The sequence below is a fragment of the Alcanivorax sediminis genome, assembly GCF_009601165.1.
GTDB lineage: Bacteria > Pseudomonadota > Gammaproteobacteria > Pseudomonadales > Alcanivoracaceae > Alcanivorax > Alcanivorax sediminis.
This window is the reverse complement of record NZ_WIRE01000001.1, coordinates 893100-912862: the sequence shown is the minus strand read 5'-3', so window position 1 is coordinate 912862 and position 19763 is coordinate 893100. Positions and strand designations below refer to the sequence as shown.

General features: G+C 59.2%; 22 protein-coding genes. 6 read left to right on the top strand and 16 right to left on the bottom strand.

The features are described from left to right. Window positions 1-12: 12 nt before the first annotated feature. The 12 genes from GFN93_RS03985 to radC all read right to left on the bottom strand — a co-directional run bounded on the left by GFN93_RS03985 (window position 13) and on the right by radC (window position 9392). Complete coding sequence (locus GFN93_RS03985) at window positions 13-690, bottom strand: tetratricopeptide repeat protein (protein WP_235901638.1); 678 nt, start codon at window positions 688-690, stop codon at window positions 13-15. A 28-nt stretch (window positions 691-718) separates the two neighbouring features. Further along, window positions 719-1591: a type II secretion system F family protein gene (locus GFN93_RS03980; protein ID WP_328594223.1), complete on the bottom strand. Its 873-nt coding sequence runs from the start codon at window positions 1589-1591 to the stop codon at window positions 719-721. Beyond that, a complete protein-coding gene (locus tag GFN93_RS03975) occupies window positions 1584-2504 on the bottom strand; it encodes a type II secretion system F family protein (protein ID WP_153499111.1) in 921 nt (306 codons plus the stop codon). Before GFN93_RS03975 ends, GFN93_RS03980 begins: the two co-directional genes overlap by 8 nt. Then, window positions 2501-3661 (bottom strand): CpaF family protein, encoded by a 1161-nt coding sequence (locus GFN93_RS03970; RefSeq protein ID WP_328594221.1) that lies wholly within the window; start codon window positions 3659-3661, stop codon window positions 2501-2503. The genes GFN93_RS03975 and GFN93_RS03970 overlap by 4 nt, the downstream gene beginning before the upstream one ends. 38 nt (window positions 3662-3699) lie before the next feature. Continuing rightward, window positions 3700-4893: an AAA family ATPase gene (locus GFN93_RS03965; RefSeq protein ID WP_153499109.1), complete on the bottom strand. Its 1194-nt coding sequence runs from the start codon at window positions 4891-4893 to the stop codon at window positions 3700-3702. A 4-nt stretch (window positions 4894-4897) separates the two neighbouring features. Continuing rightward, a complete protein-coding gene (locus tag GFN93_RS03960; protein WP_235901637.1) occupies window positions 4898-6058 on the bottom strand; it encodes a type II and III secretion system protein family protein in 1161 nt (386 codons plus the stop codon). After that, window positions 6048-6887, bottom strand: a complete 840-nt coding sequence (gene cpaB, locus GFN93_RS03955; RefSeq protein ID WP_153499108.1) for a Flp pilus assembly protein CpaB — start codon at window positions 6885-6887, stop codon at window positions 6048-6050. Before cpaB ends, GFN93_RS03960 begins: the two co-directional genes overlap by 11 nt. A 68-nt stretch (window positions 6888-6955) precedes the next feature. Continuing rightward, on the bottom strand, window positions 6956-7408 hold the full coding sequence (locus tag GFN93_RS03950; RefSeq protein WP_153499106.1) for a TadE/TadG family type IV pilus assembly protein: 453 nt from the start codon (window positions 7406-7408) through the stop codon (window positions 6956-6958). A gap of 24 nt (window positions 7409-7432) precedes the next feature. Next, window positions 7433-7657, bottom strand: coding sequence for a Flp family type IVb pilin (locus GFN93_RS03945; RefSeq protein WP_153499104.1), 225 nt, complete (start codon window positions 7655-7657; stop codon window positions 7433-7435). 363 nt (window positions 7658-8020) lie between these two features. Then, the gene (gene rpmG / locus GFN93_RS03940; RefSeq protein WP_007151127.1) at window positions 8021-8188 is read right to left on the bottom strand and encodes a 50S ribosomal protein L33; all 168 of its coding nucleotides are present in this window, start codon (window positions 8186-8188) and stop codon (window positions 8021-8023) included. A gap of 22 nt (window positions 8189-8210) precedes the next feature. Next, window positions 8211-8447, bottom strand: a complete 237-nt coding sequence (gene rpmB / locus GFN93_RS03935) for a 50S ribosomal protein L28 (protein WP_035232732.1) — start codon at window positions 8445-8447, stop codon at window positions 8211-8213. 270 nt (window positions 8448-8717) lie between these two features. Beyond that, window positions 8718-9392 carry a RadC family protein gene (gene radC, locus GFN93_RS03930; protein ID WP_153499102.1) on the bottom strand — a complete coding sequence of 225 codons (675 nt, stop codon included), beginning with the start codon at window positions 9390-9392 and terminating at the stop codon, window positions 8718-8720. Window positions 9393-9583: 191 nt separating this feature from the next. Between radC and GFN93_RS03925 the strand changes: the two genes are divergently transcribed. Continuing rightward, window positions 9584-10375, top strand: a complete 792-nt coding sequence (locus GFN93_RS03925; protein WP_153499099.1) for a type IV pili methyl-accepting chemotaxis transducer N-terminal domain-containing protein — start codon at window positions 9584-9586, stop codon at window positions 10373-10375. 79 nt (window positions 10376-10454) lie between these two features. On the opposite strand, the gene GFN93_RS03920 is transcribed toward GFN93_RS03925, so the two are convergent. Then, window positions 10455-10805 (bottom strand): four helix bundle protein, encoded by a 351-nt coding sequence (locus GFN93_RS03920; protein ID WP_235901635.1) that lies wholly within the window; start codon window positions 10803-10805, stop codon window positions 10455-10457. A gap of 235 nt (window positions 10806-11040) precedes the next feature. On the opposite strand from GFN93_RS03920, the gene coaBC reads away from it, so the two are divergent. The 5 genes from coaBC to slmA all read left to right on the top strand — a co-directional run bounded on the left by coaBC (window position 11041) and on the right by slmA (window position 17363). Next, the gene (coaBC, locus tag GFN93_RS03915) at window positions 11041-12240 is read left to right on the top strand and encodes a bifunctional phosphopantothenoylcysteine decarboxylase/phosphopantothenate--cysteine ligase CoaBC (RefSeq protein ID WP_153499095.1); all 1200 of its coding nucleotides are present in this window, start codon (window positions 11041-11043) and stop codon (window positions 12238-12240) included. A 182-nt stretch (window positions 12241-12422) separates the two neighbouring features. Next, window positions 12423-12875, top strand: coding sequence for a dUTP diphosphatase (gene dut / locus GFN93_RS03910; protein WP_153499094.1), 453 nt, complete (start codon window positions 12423-12425; stop codon window positions 12873-12875). A 33-nt stretch (window positions 12876-12908) separates the two neighbouring features. Beyond that, window positions 12909-15308: a phosphomannomutase/phosphoglucomutase gene (locus GFN93_RS17530; RefSeq protein ID WP_328594215.1), complete on the top strand. Its 2400-nt coding sequence runs from the start codon at window positions 12909-12911 to the stop codon at window positions 15306-15308. A 192-nt stretch (window positions 15309-15500) separates the two neighbouring features. Then, window positions 15501-16400: an acetylglutamate kinase gene (gene argB / locus GFN93_RS03900; protein ID WP_153499093.1), complete on the top strand. Its 900-nt coding sequence runs from the start codon at window positions 15501-15503 to the stop codon at window positions 16398-16400. Window positions 16401-16778: 378 nt separating this feature from the next. Continuing rightward, complete coding sequence (slmA, locus tag GFN93_RS03895) at window positions 16779-17363, top strand: nucleoid occlusion factor SlmA (RefSeq protein WP_153499091.1); 585 nt, start codon at window positions 16779-16781, stop codon at window positions 17361-17363. A gap of 172 nt (window positions 17364-17535) precedes the next feature. On the opposite strand, the gene GFN93_RS03890 is transcribed toward slmA, so the two are convergent. From GFN93_RS03890 to rph, 3 genes are read right to left on the bottom strand one after another with little or no spacing between them, the layout of a single operon-like run. Then, window positions 17536-18153: a hypothetical protein gene (locus tag GFN93_RS03890; protein WP_153499089.1), complete on the bottom strand. Its 618-nt coding sequence runs from the start codon at window positions 18151-18153 to the stop codon at window positions 17536-17538. Window positions 18154-18155: 2 nt separating this feature from the next. Beyond that, window positions 18156-18800, bottom strand: a complete 645-nt coding sequence (pyrE, locus tag GFN93_RS03885) for an orotate phosphoribosyltransferase (protein WP_153499088.1) — start codon at window positions 18798-18800, stop codon at window positions 18156-18158. Between the two features lie 9 nt (window positions 18801-18809). Continuing rightward, on the bottom strand, window positions 18810-19526 hold the full coding sequence (rph, locus tag GFN93_RS03880) for a ribonuclease PH (protein WP_153499087.1): 717 nt from the start codon (window positions 19524-19526) through the stop codon (window positions 18810-18812). Between the last annotated feature and the right edge of the window lie 237 nt (window positions 19527-19763).

Genomic DNA, 19763 nt, shown 5'->3' with positions numbered 1-19763 from the left:
TTGCCGTGCTCATTACTCCACCCGACCAAATTGTTGCTGCAACGCCCTCGCGTAAGCCAGCTCATCGTCGGTAAAACCATATTCTGATTTCAGCGCCTCCAGTCCCTGCTGGTCATCAGTTAGCAGATAGGCCACCGCCACATTCTGACGGACCGGGCCCTGGCCATTAGCCAGCTCCAATGCCGTACGTAACTCAAAAGCGGCATCCTGATAGCGTCCCACCAACAGCAGAGCGTACCCATAGTCGTTACGCACCTGGGCCGAGGCCGGAGCCATACTGCGCGCCGCCTCCAGATGGGTAATCGCCGCATTCACCTGATTGCGCTTGAGCAGCACCATGCCCAGACCATGACGGCTACGACCATCTTCACACTCGCTGACCATGTCCCGGAATACCCGCTCGGCGTCGTCCAGCTTGCCGGTAGAAGCCAGCAGCTGGCCGTATCTAAGCCAGTAGTCGATGCCCTCCATCGGCTTGCTTTCCAGCCGTGCCAGCGCCGCATAGTGGCGCCCTTTGGCCATGAGGGTATCGATCATTTCCAGATCCACACGCTGCTCTGGCTGCACCGCTTCCTGGCAAGCAATGTCACTGGTATCCACTGTACTGCTGGAGGTCGTTTCAGTGGGCTGGCCGGCACACCCCACCAGCATCACCACCGCCACCCAGATCCAGCCTCGCATTGGCATCATTCCTTTCCTTATCTGTGCGTTCTGTTAACTATCGTGCCAGCGCGTCGGCGATAGACATCACCGCCGGCCCACCGATCAAAATAAACAGTGCCGGCAGCATGAACGCCATCATCACCACCGTCATCTTGGCACCAATCCGGTTGGTTTCTTCCCGGATCCGGCTACGTTCCACGTTCTGGGCTTCCTCGATGATCTGATCCAGGCTGGTCGACACCCCGGAACCCAGCAAGCTGCTCTGTTTCATCAGTACCACATAGCTGCGCAGTACCGGTATCCGTTTGTTTTCGCCCAGCTCATCCAGTGCCTGACTGCGTTCGGCACCGGACTGCATCAAGCGATTAAAGCGGTCTATGCGCGGAATCAGCACCGGCAACAACGGGCGGCCCTGAACACCGATGATGCGCATCACTCGCTCCAGCGACAGCCCGGCTTCCATCAGCATGCGGGTCATGTGACACAGCTCCACCGCTTCCAGGTTCTGGCGCATTTCGGCGTGGGCCCCCATGCTGCGAATGGTGCGCCGCGGCAAGATAAAACCTGCCACAGACAACAACACCCCACCAAGGGCGCCGAAGAACAGAAAGCCAACCAACGCCACCAGGACCGGGAGCATCCAGCAAGCCAGCAGATAAATGACCTGGGACTGCTCGCGGCTCTTGCCCATGCCCGCCATGGCCTGACGAATTTCCTGATAATCACTGGCCGCCAAAGAAGACTCGGTCAGCGCCGCCGACATTCGCCATAACCAGAACCGGCCGCTTTCGCTGTCCGCGCTGCGGCTGCCGGTCTCACTGAGACGTTCACTCACCCGCGCCTGCATTTCCCAGTGACGGGCCCGGAACAGCAACCAGATCGACAGCGCCACCAGGATCAGTGACAGGATCAGCCATACATTATTCACGGCCGACCCCCTGTACCATGCGCCAGATAACGATCACACCAAGCCCCTGCAGAATGCCGGCAATCATCAGCATGGTGTGCCCGGTATCCGTGTGCAGCAGCACTTCTGCATACTTCTCGTTGATCAGCATCATGTAGGCCGCCATACCCAGCGGCAGCAGGGTAAATGCGCCTGCGGTAAAACGGGTTTCCGCCGTGGAGGCCATGAATTCGCGTCGCAGCTCCTGCTGGGAACGCAACGAGCTGGCCACTTGCTGCAGCACCGGCCGCACCGATGAACCAAAGCGGGTGGACGTACGCAGGGCAATGGACACCATCACCAGCGACGGCACCTGATAAAGCTTTGAGAAATCGTCGAACAGGCCGGTGTAATCCCGTCCCGCATCAATGGCGCTACGCAGACGAAAGGTCAACGGCGCAAACACGTGGGGAGCATCATTGAAGGACTCCTGCAATGACGCTTCCAGGGAACGGCCTGCGTCCATGTAACGGAGGGTGGAGTCCATGATGCCAGGCAGTGATTCAAAAATGGTGCGACGCTGCTGCTGGAAGCGGAAGCGCCAGTACAACCAGGCGCTGGCCACAATCAGCGCCAACACCACAATCGCAGCAACCAGGCCGCTACTGGCCAGCACCAGCGCCACCAGAATAAAGGTCAGCACACCCAGCATCGCCAGCTGGGTGCGCGAAAGTCGGATATCTGCCCGCAACAGCACTCGCTCCAGGGGGCTGCTGGCTACCCGGGCCTGGCTTTGCTCCACCGGGATATCAGTGCGCTGCTGAAGGCGCTGGCGCACCCGCTCACCGAGCAGCACTTTTTCGCGCCGCCGGAACCACAACACCTGCACCAGCACGGTCATTACCGCGATGATACCCAGGGTCTGGGCCATGCCAAGCAGCGCCAGGGCACTCATGGCTCACACCTGTAAAGGTAATCCAGGTTGTACTGCTCATCATCGGTGGGCGACAGCGCCACCACTTCACTGACCCGGCGCCGACCATCCGGCAGGCGCTGCAGCTGAATAATCACGTCCAGTGCCGAGCCGATCAGACGACCAATGGCTTTTTCACTGGCTTCATAACCACTCACCGCCAGCAGGGTTTCGATCCGCACCAACGCGTCCTTGGTGCTGTTGGCGTGGATGGTACTCATGGAGCCTTCATGGCCGGTATTCATGGCCTGCAGCAGCTCAATAATTTCATTGGAGCGCACCTCACCCAGAATCACCCGGTCCGGGCGCATCCGCAGGGAGTTGATGACCAGCTCCCGAGCCGTCACCTGACCTTTGCCTTCCGTATTGGCCGGACGCGTTTCCAGTGACACCACATGGGGGTGATTGAGCACCAGTTCGGCAGAGTCCTCGATGGTGAGGATCCGTTCCCCGCGGGGAATGTACTGGCTGATCAGATTCAGCATGGTGGTTTTACCGGTACCGGTACCACCACTGATGATGATATTACGGCGGGTTTCCACCGCCGTAATCAGCGTATCGAGGCAAGCCTGGGTCAGCGAGCCGCTACGAATCATCTCGTCAGCACTGAGGTGATTACGGGTAAATTTACGGATACTGATGCTGGGGCCATTCAGGGCCAGCGGCGGAATAATCGCATTCACCCGTGAGCCGTCTGGCAGGCGGGCATCCACCATGGGGCTCGCCTCATCCAGACGCCGACCCAACGGGGCCAGCATACGTCGAATCACCCGGATCACATGGTCGTCGTTGATGAAACGAACCTGCGCCTTCTGCAGCACCCCGGCCACTTCAATGAAGACATTGTCCGGGCCATTCACAAGAATATCGTTGATCCGCGGATCTGCCAGCAGCGGCTCCAGCGGGCCAAAACCCAGTACCTCATCCAGCGTGTCCTTGACCAGCTGGTTGAGATCCTGAGTGGAAAGTGGCACCCGGTTCAAGGCAATGTGTTGCGCCACAGCATTACGGATAAATTCAGACAGCAGTTCACGGTTGGCATTGCTGACCTCAATGCCTTCTTCATCCAGCCGCTCGACTACCCAGCGATGGGCGCGGTCCTTGAGCTGTTGATATTCCGCGTCAATGCGTCCTGCCACTCTCGACTCCTGGTCAGTGCAGTATTAGTGCAGCGGGCTTAACCCGGGCTGCGAATTCGTTGCCACCAGCCTTCACTGTTCGAGCTGCTCTCAGGCTGCATTTCCAGCTTGTTCACCAGGCTATGCAGGGCGCGACTGTAATGACAACGGGGGCTCTGTTCCTGAATCGGCAAGCCGGCATTCATGGCCAGCAGGCGATGATTCCAGTCCATGGGCAGCTGCCCCAGTACTTCGGCACCCGTCGTCTCAGCCAGCTCATCCAGCGAGGGCGGTACCCGGCTGTCAGCACCATCCACGACCAGATTCACCTTGCTGTCGCGTCCCAGGTGAGCACGCCATTCATTGCCCAGCGTGCGCACCGCATGGGCCTGATCCACCAGTGGATGCATGCCGATCAGCAGATGACGGGCATGGATGCCCAGCGCCCGCACCCAGTGCCGCCGCTGCATGGTGCCCACATTGATAATGATGCGATCAAACATCTGCATCAGGTGATTGAGCGCAATGAACAGGTCCGCACTGCGATCCCCTTCCATGTCCTCACGGTTGATACCACCGGCCAACAGACGCAACCCCGGGCGGTACTCTTCCAGGGCCGTACCAATCAGGGTGTCGTCCAGGGTCTCCGGACTGGCCAGCAAGTTCTCAAGGCCATATTCGTTATGAACATCCAGATAGAAAATGCCGCGCTCGGAGGGTTGCGTATCAATGGCGAGGGTGCGCTCATGGGGGAACAGGCGGTTCACCCCCAGTGCGATATTCTGGGTAAGAAAGCGGGTATCCACGGTGGGACTGGCCGATGCCACCAACACCAGATTATTGGTGGCCGACTGGATACGGTCATCGTAATGCCCCACCCGCATCAGCTGATGGCGACGCAGTCGCTCACGCACATCACTGGCATCACTGCCCGCCACAAAACAATCGCGCGCACCCGCACGCATGGATTGCAACAACAGGTCCTGATTGGCGCGGGAGCAGACGGTGATCACCGTCACCCACGGGCGCGCCGTGGTCAGCGCGGTAATGATCGCCAGCGACTGATCCAGATCACTGTCAGAAATTTCCACCATCACCACATGCGCAGTGGTGGCCTCCAGCAGGCGCAATACCCGCGTCAGGTCTGTGCGGCTGACCTGTTCGAGGCGAAACGGCTCTTCCACCACCCGTTCCAGCCAGGCTTCCAGGCCACTGTCGTCAACGACGGAAAGAACGATGTCGTGGTCACTCATGGGGTCACCAGCTCAGGCCGTGGCGGATGGGCTGGGAACCGCGGCGCACCTGTGTGGCCATATCCAGCCAGCCCATGCTGCTGTTGTGGTAACCGGCTCCGGGCAGAGTCGCCGGCATGTCGGATTGCTTCTGCGGCGTCACCAGATGCGGGGTCACCACCATCACCAGCTCCTTGTCGTTCTTTTCAATGCGCGAAGAACGGAAGAAGGCACCTAGGATCGGCAGGTTACCGATACCGGGCAGGCGATCACTATTGCTGACGGTATTACGGCTCACCAAACCACTGATGATAAAGGTCTCCCCCGGCGCCAGTGACACCGTGGTCTCTGCACGACGGACGCGCAGACCCGGTACCGCCACACCACCGGTTTCCACCCCGGCAGAGAAATCCAGCTCCGAGACTTCCGGCGCCACCTTCAGGATGATCTGGTTTTCATCAATCACGGTGGGGGTCAGGCTCAGGCCAATACCAAATTCCTTGAACTCGATTTGCACCCCGTCGGTGGTACTGCGGGTAGGAATCGGGAACTCGCCGCCAGAAAGGAAGCTGGCACTCTGCCCGGACAGGCTGGTGAGAGAAGGCTCGGCCAGGGTGTAGGCAAAACCGCCCGCTTCCAGTGCATTAATCGCCAACACCGAATTGGAACCAAATCGGAACAGGTTGAAGCCATCGCTGCTGATGGGTGTCGGGAAACTGCCCGGCACCTGAAAACCGGTGCCCGGTACGGCAATCCCCGCGGCGGTATTGCCGCCATCCCACATGTTGCTGTAACTCATGCCCAGCTGGTTCAGCTCGGAACGGCTGACTTCCAGTACACGGATATCGGTCTGCACCTGGGTGCCGAATGGCAACGATGAACCCAAGGTGGTCGCCACCACCACCGTGCTGCGCAGAGGCTTGCTGTCACCACGTAACCAGATCGACAACACCGCTGACCCTTCCGCCTTCGCAGTGAGCAGCAACTCTTGCGCGCCGGTCACCGTCAACGCCGCGACCTCAGGATCCGATGTGGCCACTTTGGCCACCGGCGACGGGAACGTCAGGACCTTCTGATCACCTGGCGCTACCCGCATGGACCCCTCCAGGCCCTCTGCCTGAGCCGGTGCCAGCCACAAACCGGCCAGCACCACCAGGGCCATTCTGAACAGTCTGCTAACGCACATAGGTGCTCCTTGAATCCGATCCTTCGTAAACTTCCACCCGCTGGCCCGGCGCCGACTTGCGCACTGGCGCCGACTTGCCCGGGAACAGGTCACGGTAGTACACCGGCTTGCCACTGCCACCGGCCGCCAGACTCTTGTCTTTGCTGGCCACCACGGCCAGCCGCAGCGCCCCTTCTTCTTCCGCCAGCAACACCGCCGGCATCTTGTCACTGGGCACCGCCAGCACCACCGTATTGTTGCGGCGCTGTTGTTCCCGGTCCTGACCGGACTGGGCCTCCGCCATGGCCCCCTTCACCGCCAGCACCTGAACATTACTGAGCAGCACCATGGCGGCTGGATTATCGCGCTCGCCATCGCCCTTGCGAAACGCCACAACCACATCAACCAGATCACCCGGTGTTACCAGGCCACCGGCCATGACCACGTCATCCACGGCCACCGCCAAGGCACGATATCCCGCCGGCAAGGTGCCGGGCAGGGTTCCACCAGGTTCCAGATGATTGCGGGAAAGCAGCTCGCCCGGACGGGCAAACTGGCGTAATTCCTTGCCCACCACGTCTTCGTCCGCGGTCAGCACATTGGCGATAGGCGCCGGCGAGGACACCACCGCCAGAGAATCTTCCGTCAGCTCATCGCCGATATTGAGGCTTTCGGTCACCACCCAATAACGGAATGCCGGAGCCTGTTGCTCCTGAGCAACTCGCGCCTTGTCATCGGGTGCCACTGCCAGAGACGAAGCCGGATTACGACTCAACCCCACCACCGCCAGTATCAGGGCAACCAATGCCACCACCAGAGCGGGCAGCATGTACAGCAGTCTCGATCCCATGTTCTCTCCGGAACATCCTTGTCTGTTCTGTTTTTTATCCTGCTTGCTTTATAGCGCAGTCAGACCGTTTAAAACGCGGCCCTTGCATCCACATCCAACTGCGCGGGCAATGGGGGAAACTCCCCCAGCATGCCGAAATTCAGCGCCGGCGCAACGGGATTCGCTGCATAGTTACTGTACACCAACTCACAATGGAGCATTTCGATACCGCCCACGGTCTCCAGGGAGCAGGCCGAATCGGTATTGAGGTTACGCAGACTCTGCGGCAACTGCGCCACCAGCCCGGCCAGTGCCGTGTTGGCACGCTGGGTTACCGCAGCAGGCAGGGCGTCACTTTCGTAGGCAGAACGATCCAGGTACAGAGCAGTGGCCACGGCGGTATCGACCGCGTTCTGCATCCGGTATTGGGCAAAAAAGGTAAGGCCGTACACCGCTGCGCCATACAGCATGGCAACCACAAACGGAAACAGCATGATGAATTCGAGTGCTACCGCACCGAATTGCTGGTGACGACCTTTCACGAGGAAACTTCCAGCCTGCTCAGCTCAGCCGCCTGCGTTGGAGGCGTCTGCGAACAGATTTTCGAACGCCGAATTCAAGGCGTCCTGAACCGTGGTATTGGTCGCCAGCCCGCCAATAATGATGATCAGGGCTGCTGCCAGCACGATGTATTCCAGCGCACTGGCGCCCCGCTGACCATGGGCACGACCCGGCATACGGGTAAATAGTCGAGCCATAAGGGATTGATAAAATCGGGACAAACTACTCATGATTAGTCTCCATCGACATCCTTGTATGCATGCCAAAGCAGCATATGAAGCCGTTTTATATGCTAGGCATCTGCGGAAAGGGGCTCAACCAACGCTGCGTATGCATTCTGTAAACCAACCTTCTCACACGGTAAACGCTAACACTGCCGTCCCATAAATACGCGTGAACAGCCTCTCACCGGCCTTATAACCACGACAAACGGCGAAGTATGCATTTTTGTGATAAACATCACAACGACAAGGGGGCATAATTATGTTATGTGCGCAAAATTGAATTAATGGCAAATCCTGCCAAACAGGCACAAAAAAACCCGGCAGAGCCGGGTTCTTTCAGTCCGTATTGCCAGGCAGCCAGATCAAGGGTTACTTAATCTTGGCTTCCTTGTAGGCAACGTGCTTGCGCACAACCGGATCGTACTTCTTGGTTTCCATCTTTTCAGGATGGAGACGCTTGTTCTTGGTCGTGGTGTAGAAGTGACCAGTGCCAGCAGAGGACACCAGACGGATCTTTTCACGAATCGGACCAGCCATGGGTTAACTCCTTAATTCTGTCTTAAACGCGTTCGCCGCGGGAACGGATATCGGCCAGAACGGTATCAATACCTTTCTTGTCGATAATGCGCATGCCCTTGGAGCTGACGCGCAGGCGAACAAAACGCTTCTCGGACTCAACCCAGAAACGATGGTGGTGCAGATTCGGCTCAAAACGACGCTTCGTCTTGATGTGCGAATGCGAAATATTGTTGCCCGTTACAGGGCGCTTACCGGTAACCTGGCAAACTTTGGACATTGTCTTGCTCCGTAATTCTTCTTGCGGGGGAAGTTAGAGCCCCGGAAAAGGCGCGTTTTATACCAGCCCACCGTTCAAGATTCAAGCGAATTCGTGAATAGAAAGCCCCGTCAACCAACATTCAAGGGCTTAGCGCAGAAATAAATTCAGGCACCGGGCTGACTCTCGCGGCACAGCTCATCCAGCAACCCGGATCCGCGACACTATACACGCCTTATGCCGACAAGAACGAAACCTGTGGAATATTGGGCTTACCAAAGGAATCCCCCCTCACAGCGCACCTCGTGCCGCCAGTGATACCCAGCCTCCATCACCAATCACTAAATGGTCCAGCACACGAATATCCACCAGCCCCAGCGCCTCTACCAGCCGCCGTGTAATGGCGTGGTCCGACCGGCTTGGCTCGGCCACCCCGGAGGGATGATTGTGAGCCAGGATCACCGCCGCCGCATTGTGCTCCATTGCCCGCCGCAACACCTCCCGGGGGTAAACGGCTGCCGCATCGATGGTGCCCTGAAACAGCTGCTCGTAGGCAATCAGCCGGTGCTTGTTATCCAGAAACAGACAGGCAAATACCTCATAGGGCAGCCCACGCAGGCGCGCGGTAAGCAATTGCCCAGCCTTGTCCGGGTTGTCCAGTGGCAACCCTCGTTCCAGCGGCGCAGCCAGGTAACGCCGGCCCAACTCCAGCGCCGCCAATAACAGGGCGCGCCGGGCCGTCCCCATTCCCGGCAAACGCGCCATCACCTCCGGGCTGCTGTCCAGCAGGGATCGCAGGCCACCTCCGGCCGTTAACTGCTTGCGGGCCAAGTCTACCGCCGTCATCCCTTGCTGCCCTGTGCGCAGAAAAATCGCCAGCAACTCTGCATCACTGAGTGCTTCCGCCCCCCTGGCCAGCAATTTTTCCCGTGGCCGCTCATCCGTGGGCCAGTCTGTTATTGCCATAACGATCCCTGTCCTTTCCTGTTCCTTTACCGCGCATCGCACCAGACGCGGGCATGAAAAAAGCGCCATATCGGTACATCAGTCATCACACCCCCTTGTAAGCCGTTGTTTTTATTGCCAAGCCCTGCTGGCCCAGTCCTTGCTGCCAGTCACCTGAACGTTTTCACTGACTGTCCTATCGGGATAAAAACATGACTCGCCAAATCCTGCTTATCGCCGTACTGATTGTCGGCATGATGACCCCCATTCCCTCTCTGGCCATGGAAGATGCCGAAGCGGTGAACGTCTCCGGCCGCCAACGCATGCTCACCCAGCGCATGATGAAGAACTACCTGCTGATCGGTGCCGGCATCCAGGCCGACAAGGCGCAACGCCAGCTGGACGAAGCCGTGGGCCTGTTCGAGGAGCAACTACTCCAACTTCGCGACTACAGCCCCACCGACGCGATCAGCCGCCAGCTGGATACCGTCGAATCCCTCTGGCTACCACACCGCTTGCGTATCATCAGCGCGCCCAGCAAGGCCGGCACCAGCAGCCTGATGAAGGACAACCTGACGCTCCTCAAGGCCTGCGATGATGTGGTCAAGGCCATTGAAAAATACGCTGGCATCGACAGCGCACGACTGGTCAACCTGTCTGGCCGCCAGCGCATGCTGTCCCAGAAGATCGCCAAGATTTACGTGGCCCGCGCTTGGCGCATTCGCAGCGACTGGCTCAACGAGGAATATGAAGAGGCCATCACCCTGTTCGACCAGTCTCTCGCCGAGCTGGAGCACTACCCCAACAACACCCAGGCACTGCACGATGCCCTGCAACGGGTACGCAACCAGTGGGACTTCTCCCGCACCGGCTTCGAACTGGAAGACAGCGGCCGCTACGTCCCCACGGTCATCTCCGTCACCACCGATTCCATCCTGGCCAAGATGGACGACATCACGCATCAGTATCAGCGTTTGATGCAGAGTCAGACGGCAAGTCGCTGATTTGGGGGCGAGACCATTGAAAAGCACCAGTGGTTCGCAACATGCATCACGCTGCACGCAACACGCTAAACAGCAGCGCTTACGCACCCTCCAGCTTGCGAAGCATACCGGAGAGCAAGGCAAATACTTTCTCGATCAATGGCTCCAGGTCAGCTCTGGAGCCATACCCCAGTCGCTCGGCAACAATGAGCTGGGTTTCCAGCTCAAACAACGACCCTCGCGCGATACGCAGAAAGCGCCTGAACTCCACATCACCTCCCCGTCCGTAACCTTCCGCAATATTGGACGGTACACTCAAGGCCGAGCGCTGCATCTGCTGAACCAACCCAAACCGCTCCGAATCCGGAAAATGTGTCACCACACCATACGCAGCCTCTGCCATCTCCATCGCCGCCTGCCAGACTCTCAAATTCTGATAACGTCGCGCCAAACTCTTTACCTCCTTGCAGCAAGCTCGTCCTTTCACCTGCATCACAAGCCCATGAGACGCCAATTTTCCACCCAAACCTCAACACAACGATGGGGCTGCGTGTTGCTTGTTGCATGCAGCGTGTAGCGTCGTCTTTACAGTGCTACCCTATGCGCCAGAAATTAGTAGCAGTTCTGGGGCAGCACTGGCAGTAGACATTCGCCATGATTGCCGTCAGCCATATAAGGGTTTTCGCATGCAACGACTGGTTAACAAACGCATCCTGCTGGGCGTCACCGGCGGCATTGCTGCCTACAAGGCGGCGGATCTGGTGCGCCGCCTGCAGGACGCTGGTGCACAGGTTCGGGTCGTCATGACCCAGGGCGCCTGCGAATTCATAACCCCGCTGACCATGCAGGCTCTGTCAGGCAACCCGGTGCACACCACCTTGCTGGACCCGGCCGCCGAAGCCGCCATGGGGCACATTGAGCTGGCACGCTGGGCTGACCTGGTGCTGATCGCCCCCGCCTCGGCCAACTTTATGGCCCGCCTGGCCCACGGCCATGGTAATGACCTGCTCAACACCCTGTGTCTCGCCACCGGCGCCCCCATTGCTATTGCACCGGCCATGAACCAGCAGATGTGGGCGGACAAGAGCACCCAGCAAAACCTGCTCATGCTGCAGGAAAAAGGGGTCCACGTGTTCGGTCCAGGCACCGGCAGCCAGGCCTGTGGTGACGTGGGCGCCGGACGCATGCTGGAACCGATGGAAATCATCGAGCAGGCCGCCGATGTCTTTGATTACGAGCTACTCACGGGCAAGCACGTGGTGATCACCGCCGGCCCCACCCGGGAAGCCATTGACCCGGTGCGTTACATCACCAACAAAAGCTCCGGCAAGATGGGCTTCGCCCTGGCAGAAGCGGCCGCGGAAGCCGGAGCCCGCGTCACCCTGATTGCCGGTCCGGTCAATCTTCCCACCCCCAACCGGGTAACCCGGATTGATGTGACTCGCGCCGTGGATATGTTCGAGGCGTGCATGGAGGTGGTCGCGGAAGGGTGCGATGTATTTATCGCCACCGCCGCCGTGGCGGACTATCGCCCCACCGTCACCGCCGATCACAAGATCAAGAAATCCACCGAGGAAATTCACCTCACTCTGGTCAAAAATCCGGACATCGTGGCCTCCGTGGCCGAACACGACAAACGTCCCTTCACCGTGGGTTTCGCCGCCGAAACCCAGGACGTGATGGCCTACGCCCAGGGCAAGCTGGTCAACAAGAAACTGGACATGATCGCCACCAACGACGTGTCTGGCAGCAATGTGGGCTTCAACAGCGACAACAATGCCCTCACCGTGATCTGGCCCGGCGGCCACAAAGTGCTGCCGCTGGCCTCAAAGGCACAAATCGCCAAACAGCTGATCGAGTTGATCGCGATCAGGTATAAGGATTGATGCTAGATGCCGGACGCCGGATGCCTTACGCCAAAACATAGAGTCTCTGGAATCCGGCACTTCGTATTTAATAGTGGGTTGCAACTGCAAAGCCGGTGACACAACCCCATAACCGTTCGGGCAAGCGTCGTTTTTTGCGTCAGGCTTCAAGCGTCGAGCGTCCGGCAATCAGGAACTGATCCATGAAACTGCAGTACCGCGTACTTGATCCCCGTCTGGGGGATAACATCCCGCTGCCTCATTACGCCACCGAAGGCTCTGCCGGTCTTGACCTGCGTGCCATGGTCAAGGAACCGCTGACGCTGGCACCGGGCGACACCCAGCTGCTGCCCACCGGCATGGCCATCTATATCAGCGACCCGGGCTATGCCGGCATGATCCTGCCACGCTCCGGCCTCGGCCATAAACACGGCATCGTACTCGGCAACCTGGTTGGCCTGATCGATTCCGACTACCAGGGCGAACTGATGGTGTCCTGCTGGAATCGTGGACAGCAGCCTTTCACTATCGAACCCGGTGAGCGTATCGCCCAGCTGGTGATTGTGCCGGTCATGCAAGTACAGCTGGAACAGGTGGATACTTTCACTGGTACCGAGCGTGGCAGCGGCGGGTTCGGGCACAGCGGTCGACAATAAAACAGATACCAATAGCAGCTTTCGGAGGGGGATATGGGGAAAAAGGTCAACGCAGGCGCCACCGAGAAGCTCTCGGCCACCGCCATGAAACAACTGCTTCCCTTGATGCTCACCGGCATGCTGGCGGTGATCGGTAGCGTTGCCACCCTCTATACCTGGCTGAACAGCACCGAGCTGCAGCAGCAACAGCAGAACCAGGCCACCATGGTGGCCGGCGCTCTGGCCCAGCAGGTGAATAGCTATCTGAGCGACACCCGCCAGCAACTGTCCCTACTCGGCGAGCGCCCGGACGTGGAGGCCGCACTCAGTAGCGGCAACGTGGCCAGTTTCAATGCCTCTGCGCATCTGTGGCTGTCTGATGCCACGCTGACCCTTTTGCCCGGACGCAACAGCAATACCGACGCCCTGAGCTACACCGCACAGGAGCTGATCAAGCAGATCCGCCTGGGCCAGCAACCGGCACCGGTGATGATAGCCGGCACCCCACCGGAACTGGTCATCGCCCAGCCCTCCAAAAACAACACCGGCATCCTGCTGCTGACCCGCTCCCTGGCCTCGCTGAGCACACTGATCCAGGCCAGCATTCCTGCGGGCACTCAGGTCACCATCAAACATGGTGGCACCGTTATCTTCAGCAATAGCCAGCAAGCCAATGGCGCCTCCGCCACGGCCTCCGCGGGTGCCGTATCCGCAAGCTTTACCTTGCCTGCCCCGACCAGCAACCTGACTCTACTGGCCGGTGGCGCTCTGGGCCTGTCACTGGCCGCCCTGTTGATTGCCACCGTGCTGGTTAACCGGCTCCTGGTGCGGTCTCTGCGCCAGGATGCCGCTGAGCTGATTCGCTACAGCGAAGAGCTGGCCCGCCAGCCCGGTGTCACCGCCCGCAACCGCTTCCATTTTGGTTTTTTCTGTTCTGTCACCGACGCCCAGGCCAAGACCGCTGACAAGCTACGCAGCACCACCACCGTCACCACCAGCAAAGCCCAGACCAGTGACGCCATGGTGGTGGAAGACAATGACGACGATGGTATTTTGCTGGTCGACAACAGCAAGGGCGAAAGCCTCCCGGCTGAGATCTTTCGCGCCTACGATATACGCGGCGTAGCCGGGGTGACCCTGACTGCCCAAGGGGCCTACCTGCTCGGCCGCGCCATCGGCACCGAAGCCAGTGAGGCCGGCCAGCAAACCGTTATTGTGGCCCGCGACGGACGCCTCTCCAGTCCCGAGCTGACCCGCTCCCTGATCAAGGGTCTGACCGAGTCAGGCCGCGATGTGATCAACCTGGGTCTGGTGCCCAGTCCGCTGCTGTATTACGCCACCGAAGTACTGGAAACCCGCAGCGGCGTCATGGTCACCGGCAGCCATAACCCGCCCACCCACAACGGCATGAAGATCGTCATCAATGGTGACACCCTCCATGGCGATCGCATCCAGAACATCAAGACCCGCATCGCCAGGCGCGACTTCAATGAAGGCCAGGGCCGCGAACAGGAACTGGATATCTCCGAGCGTTACCTGAGCGACATGGTCAACGACATCGTATTGGCCAGGCCTCTGAAGATCGGCATCGACTGCGGCAACGGTGCCAGCGGCGAACTGGCACCCAAGCTCTTCACTCAACTGGGCTGCGAAGTGTCCGCCCTGTACACCGAGATCGACGGCAACTTCCCTAACCACGCACCCGACCCTGGCAACCCGGATAACCTGGCAGACCTGATTCGCCTGGTGGACACCGAGAAGCTGGATCTTGGTCTCGCTTTCGATGGCGACGGCGACCGCGTGGCGGTGGTCACCAATCGCGGCGAAATTATCTGGCCAGACCGGCTGATGATGCTGTTTGCCCGCGACGTGCTGAGTCGCTCTCCCGGCGCCGATATTCTGTTCGACGTGAAATGTACCCGCGCCCTGCCAGCCGTGATCCGCAAAAGCGGCGGGCGGCCACTGATGTACAAGACCGGCCACTCGCTGATCAAGGCCAAGATGAAAGAAACCGGTGCGCCCCTGGCCGGCGAAATCAGTGGCCACATTTTCTTCGCGGATCGCTGGTTTGGTTGTGACGACGGCATCTACGCTGGCGCTCGCCTTCTGGAAATCCTGTCCCTGCTGGACGACCCCGCCAGCGAGGTGTTCAACGAATTGAAAACCGGTCTCACCACACCCGCGTTGTACATCGATGTGGATGAAGAGAAAAAATTCAATCTGGTGGATGCACTCAGCGCTCGAGCCGAGCAATTCACCGGCGGCCGCCCCACCACCATCGATGGCCTGCGGGTGGACTACCCGGATGGCTGGGGACTGATCCGCGCCTCAAACACCACCGCCTCCCTGGTGGCCCGGTTCGAAGGCCGTGACGAGGAAGCGCTACAGCGCATGAAGACCCTGTTCCGCAACCAGCTCAAGGCGGTGGACGAGAGCCTAAAGGTTCCGTTTTGAGGTAGAATTGCGAACATCAGTTGCAAGGAGCAAGTTTCAAGTTGCAAAGCGCGCCGGGGCACCTCATAACGTCCCCCCTGTTCGCGCACACGGTTTCGGCGCGGAATTAATCGGTATCAATTGCGACAAAAATCGCCCCCGTTGAAACTTGCATCTTGAAACTTGCTGAACCCAACATTTCCAGGAGCACCAATGGACACCACCAGCGCGCATGACATTGCCCGCGTTCTGATCGAGGCGCTGCCCTATATCCAGCGTTTCGCCGGCACCACCGTTGTCATCAAATACGGCGGCAACGCCATGGAAAACGAGGAGCTGAAAAACAGCTTCGCCCGTGACGTGGTGATGATGAAACAGGTGGGCATCAATCCAGTCATCGTCCATGGCGGCGGCCCGCAGATCGGCAGCCTGCTGGAACGTCTCGGCAAGGAATCCAAATTCATCCAGGGCATGCGCGTCACCGATCGCGAAACCATGGATGTGGTGCAGATGGTGCTGGGTGGTCTGGTCAACAAGGACATCGTCAATCTGATTCAGCACAACGGCGGCCAGGCCATCGGCCTCACCGGCAAGGACGGACGCCTGATCAAGGCCCGCAAGATGCTGCTCAATGCCCAGGACGAAAACAACCCGGCCCTGAAGACATCCGAGATTATCGACATCGGTCACGTGGGCGAAGTACAGGGGATTGATACCCGCGTGATCGATCTGTTTGCCGGCAGCGACTTCATCCCGGTCATTGCCCCCATCGGTGTGGACGATGACGGCGTCAGCTACAACATCAATGCTGACCTGGTCGCCGGCAAAGTTGCCGAAGTCCTGCGTGCCGAAAAGCTGATCCTGCTGACCAACGTGGCCGGTCTGAAAGACAAGCAGGGCAAGGTACTTACTGGCTTGAGCGCGGACCGCGTCAACGAGCTGATCAAAGACGGCACCATCCACGGCGGCATGCTGCCCAAGATCGCCTGCGCCCTGGAAGCAGTAGAAAACGGCGTCCACACCTCACACATCATCGATGGCCGGGTGTCCCACGCAGTTCTGTTGGAAATCCTGACGGACAAGGGTATCGGCACACTGATCAGCAAGGATTGAAAAAGCAGCTGCCAGCCACGAGCTGTCAGCTGTGAGGAACGACCAGCTGCAAGCCTCAAGCTACAACGCGGAAAAGGACCCCGGCTCGATACGATCACTGCCCGCGAACAAAGGTTCGGACGCGGGCAGATCGGCGGAAAAATGAAACACCCGCCCCGCGCCTTGTAGCTTGAGGCTTGCAGCTTGGAGCTTTTATTCGCGGCAAAGGGGATTGCCGCTTGATGACAGGCAAAGAGCCGCTACAGCACGCAAAATAAACCGCAGCAACAGGCCCGGGATCGTTGGGCGCGGGCATGGCATGTGATATACCTCTAGCCACACTCGCACTACCACGTGAAGCTTGTCGCTTGCAGCTTAAAAAAACGGGAACGACATTTCATGACCGAGAAAAAACCGTCGCGTAAAGAGCAGATCCTGCAGTCGCTCGCCCACATGCTCGAAGCAGGCCCCGGGGGGCGGATCACCACCGCCGGGCTGGCACGGGAAGTGGGGGTCTCCGAGGCGGCGCTGTACCGGCATTTTCCCAGCAAGGCGAAAATGTTCGAAGGCCTGATCAGCTTTATCGAAGATGCCATCTTCTCGCGCATCAATCGCATCACGGAAGAAGGGAATGCCGCCACTCAGGTAGAGCAGATCCTCACCCTGATGCTGGCCTTCACCGAACGCAACCCGGGCATCACACGACTGCTCACAGGCGATGCCCTCACCGGCGAGAACGAACGGCTGCATCAGCGCATCCAACAGTTCTACGATCGGGTCGAAAACCAGGTCAAACAGGTACTCCGCGAGGCCGAAATGAAGGAGGGCCTGCGCACCATTGCTACCCCCACCATTACTGCCAACCTGCTGCTGGCCGTGGTGGAAGGCCGCATCGCCCAATTCGTCCGCTCCGGCTTCAAACAAAAGCCCAGTCAGGACTGGCCCGCCCAGTGGGAACTGCTGCTCCCCACCCTGTTCAGGTAAAGAGACGCTTCACGCAGCACGCCTCACGCAACAACGCGACGGCAAGTTTGTCGCCAGCAGAGCCATAGAAGCCGCGCCCAAATCATGGGCGCGGCCTCTTTCCTTCCTGCTGCATTCACCTTTCACTGCGGGCGTGCCGCGTGAAGCATGTTACGTGCAGCGTTTCCTTTATCTACTTCTTACCTTTCTCAATCTCGGTAAGGCGCTCGATAATCGGGGTGTACTCCGCATTCACGTCCTTGACCTCCCGATCAAAGTCCGCCAGCTTGGCCTCGGAGTTCCCGATCTGGCGCTTGAGACGATCGATGGCTTCCTGCACCCCGTCCGGTACCGGCTTGCCGGCCTGCTCACTGCGCGCTGCCGTGGCAATCTCGTCATCCAGCTTCATCTGCAGCTGGGCAAGATTGTTTTCCTCATAGCTGATGCTCAGCTCCAGTGCATCGATCTTGCGATCCCGCGCTCGCTCCGCATCATCCGGGCCGGCATAAAGACGCAGAAGCTCCTTGTCTTCACGGGCCTGACGGGCGCGCTCCATCCGCAACTTGCGCGCCTCTTCGTCGTTCAGGTTGACCCCTTCCACCTCTTCCAGCACCCGACCGTGGGAGTCCAGCAACTGGTAGCCGTTACGGATCGCGTTGGTGCTCAGCGTACGGTTGAGATGCACCACCCCATCCGGGGTGACGTGTCGAAAGTAAGCGCCTTGCGGCATCACTTCACTGGCCAGCTTTCCTGACCGGGCCCACAGCGGGGCCGACACGGCGAGTGCCAGCACCAGGACAAGTTTCTTCATTATTATTCCACTCCGTAGCGCTCCCGATAGGCGCGCATCTGCGCCACTTGCGAGTCGCTATCCGGTTGTTGTTCCAGCCAATCGATAATATCGCCCATACAGACGATGCTACCCACCGGCACCCCCAATGTTTTTTCGACTTCCTGAATCGCGGAAAGCTCCCCATTGCCCTTTTCCTGACGATCCAGCGCCACCATGACCCCCGCCATGGTCGCCTCGGTCTTCTCGAACAGGGCCGCTACCTCACGGATGGCCGTCCCCGCCGTAATCACATCATCAATCACCAGTGCCCGCCCCTGCAAGGGGGCACCCACCAGCCAACCGCCTTCACCGTGGTCCTTGGCTTCCTTGCGATTGAACGCCCAGGGCAGGTCCATGCCATGGTGCTCGGCCAGCGCCACCGACACCGCCGCCACCAGCGGGATGCCCTTGTAGGCAGGGCCAAACAGCATGTCGAACTGGATCCCGGACGCCACAATGGCATCCGCGTAATAACGACCCAGTCGCGCCAGCGCCTCACCGGTGTTGAACGTCCCCGCATTGAAGAAATACGGGCTCACTCGACCGGACTTGAGCGTGAACTCGCCAAACTTCAACGCCTCACGCTCCTGGGCGAAACGCAGAAAATGCTTCTTGTAGTTCTTCATGCCCATGACTTACCAACCCAGCGCGTCTTGTTGTGCCTTGATGATCTCGTTGATGCCCTTCTCGGCCAGGCCAAGCAGGGTATCGGACTGCTCACGGGTAAAGGGCGCACCCTCCGCAGAGCCCTGGATCTCGATAAAGCCACCTTGCTGGGTCATGACCACATTCATGTCGGTGCCCGCATTGGAATCCTCGGCATAGTCCAGGTCCAGCACCGGAGTGTCCTTGTAGACGCCCACGGAGACTGCACCCACCAGGCCATTCAGCGGGTCATCCTTGATCTTCTTGGTTTCCAGCAGATGGGTAAACGCATCCACCAGTGCCACACAGGCTCCCGAAATTGAGGCCGTACGGGTACCACCGTCTGCCTGAAGCACGTCACAATCCAGATAAATGGTCCGTTCACCCAGCTTGCTCAGGTCCACAGCGGCACGCAGGGAGCGGCCAATCAGACGCTGAATCTCCAGAGTCCGACCGCCCTGCTTGCCACGGGAGGCTTCACGACCGGAACGGGTATGGGTGGAACGCGGCAGCATGCCGTATTCCGCGGTCAGCCAGCCCTGCCCCTTGCCCTTCAGAAAGCGCGGCACGCCTTCCTCCACGGAGGCAGTGCACAGCACCTTGGTATTCCCGAACGCCACCAGCACACTTCCCTCAGCATGAACGGTGTAATTGCGGGTAAAGCTCAGTTCACGCAGCTCATCAGTAGCTCGACCGGAAGGACGCATGGGATCTCCTGAAACAGTGAAAAACGAAAGGGGGGCCATTGTAGCAAACACAGACCACAATGCCTTCCTTGCACCCACCCCAGTCTCGACTAGACTAGAGACCGCCCGCGGTGATTACTCCGTAGGAGCCCTTGTGCTCGTCAGGGTATGCCTGCAGGCGAAAAACAGGACCAGAAGCGAGTATCGAGTTACGAGTTGCGAAAACCAGGCCCTCACGCCAGCAGGTTTTGCCTTTCG

What these genes read in the sequence shown, in the direction of transcription:
- GFN93_RS03890 (WP_153499089.1), bottom strand. Translation starts at nt 18,153, where the DNA reads ATGAAGAAACTTGTCCTGGTGCTGGCACTCGCCGTGTCGGCCCCGCTG.
- GFN93_RS03965 (WP_153499109.1), bottom strand. Translation starts at nt 4,893, where the DNA reads ATGAGTGACCACGACATCGTTCTTTCCGTCGTTGACGACAGTGGCCTG.
- coaBC (WP_153499095.1), top strand. Translation starts at nt 11,041, where the DNA reads ATGCAACGACTGGTTAACAAACGCATCCTGCTGGGCGTCACCGGCGGC.
- GFN93_RS03960 (WP_235901637.1), bottom strand. Translation starts at nt 6,058, where the DNA reads ATGTGCGTTAGCAGACTGTTCAGAATGGCCCTGGTGGTGCTGGCCGGT.
- rpmB (WP_035232732.1), bottom strand. Translation starts at nt 8,447, where the DNA reads ATGTCCAAAGTTTGCCAGGTTACCGGTAAGCGCCCTGTAACGGGCAAC.
- GFN93_RS03985 (WP_235901638.1), bottom strand. Translation starts at nt 690, where the DNA reads ATGATGCCAATGCGAGGCTGGATCTGGGTGGCGGTGGTGATGCTGGTG.
- GFN93_RS03945 (WP_153499104.1), bottom strand. Translation starts at nt 7,657, where the DNA reads ATGAGTAGTTTGTCCCGATTTTATCAATCCCTTATGGCTCGACTATTT.
- slmA (WP_153499091.1), top strand. Translation starts at nt 16,779, where the DNA reads ATGACCGAGAAAAAACCGTCGCGTAAAGAGCAGATCCTGCAGTCGCTC.
- dut (WP_153499094.1), top strand. Translation starts at nt 12,423, where the DNA reads ATGAAACTGCAGTACCGCGTACTTGATCCCCGTCTGGGGGATAACATC.
- GFN93_RS03925 (WP_153499099.1), top strand. Translation starts at nt 9,584, where the DNA reads ATGACTCGCCAAATCCTGCTTATCGCCGTACTGATTGTCGGCATGATG.
- rpmG (WP_007151127.1), bottom strand. Translation starts at nt 8,188, where the DNA reads ATGGCTGGTCCGATTCGTGAAAAGATCCGTCTGGTGTCCTCTGCTGGC.
- GFN93_RS03975 (WP_153499111.1), bottom strand. Translation starts at nt 2,504, where the DNA reads ATGAGTGCCCTGGCGCTGCTTGGCATGGCCCAGACCCTGGGTATCATC.
- pyrE (WP_153499088.1), bottom strand. Translation starts at nt 18,800, where the DNA reads ATGAAGAACTACAAGAAGCATTTTCTGCGTTTCGCCCAGGAGCGTGAG.
- rph (WP_153499087.1), bottom strand. Translation starts at nt 19,526, where the DNA reads ATGCGTCCTTCCGGTCGAGCTACTGATGAGCTGCGTGAACTGAGCTTT.
- GFN93_RS17530 (WP_328594215.1), top strand. Translation starts at nt 12,909, where the DNA reads ATGGGGAAAAAGGTCAACGCAGGCGCCACCGAGAAGCTCTCGGCCACC.
- argB (WP_153499093.1), top strand. Translation starts at nt 15,501, where the DNA reads ATGGACACCACCAGCGCGCATGACATTGCCCGCGTTCTGATCGAGGCG.
- radC (WP_153499102.1), bottom strand. Translation starts at nt 9,392, where the DNA reads ATGGCAATAACAGACTGGCCCACGGATGAGCGGCCACGGGAAAAATTG.
- cpaB (WP_153499108.1), bottom strand. Translation starts at nt 6,887, where the DNA reads ATGGGATCGAGACTGCTGTACATGCTGCCCGCTCTGGTGGTGGCATTG.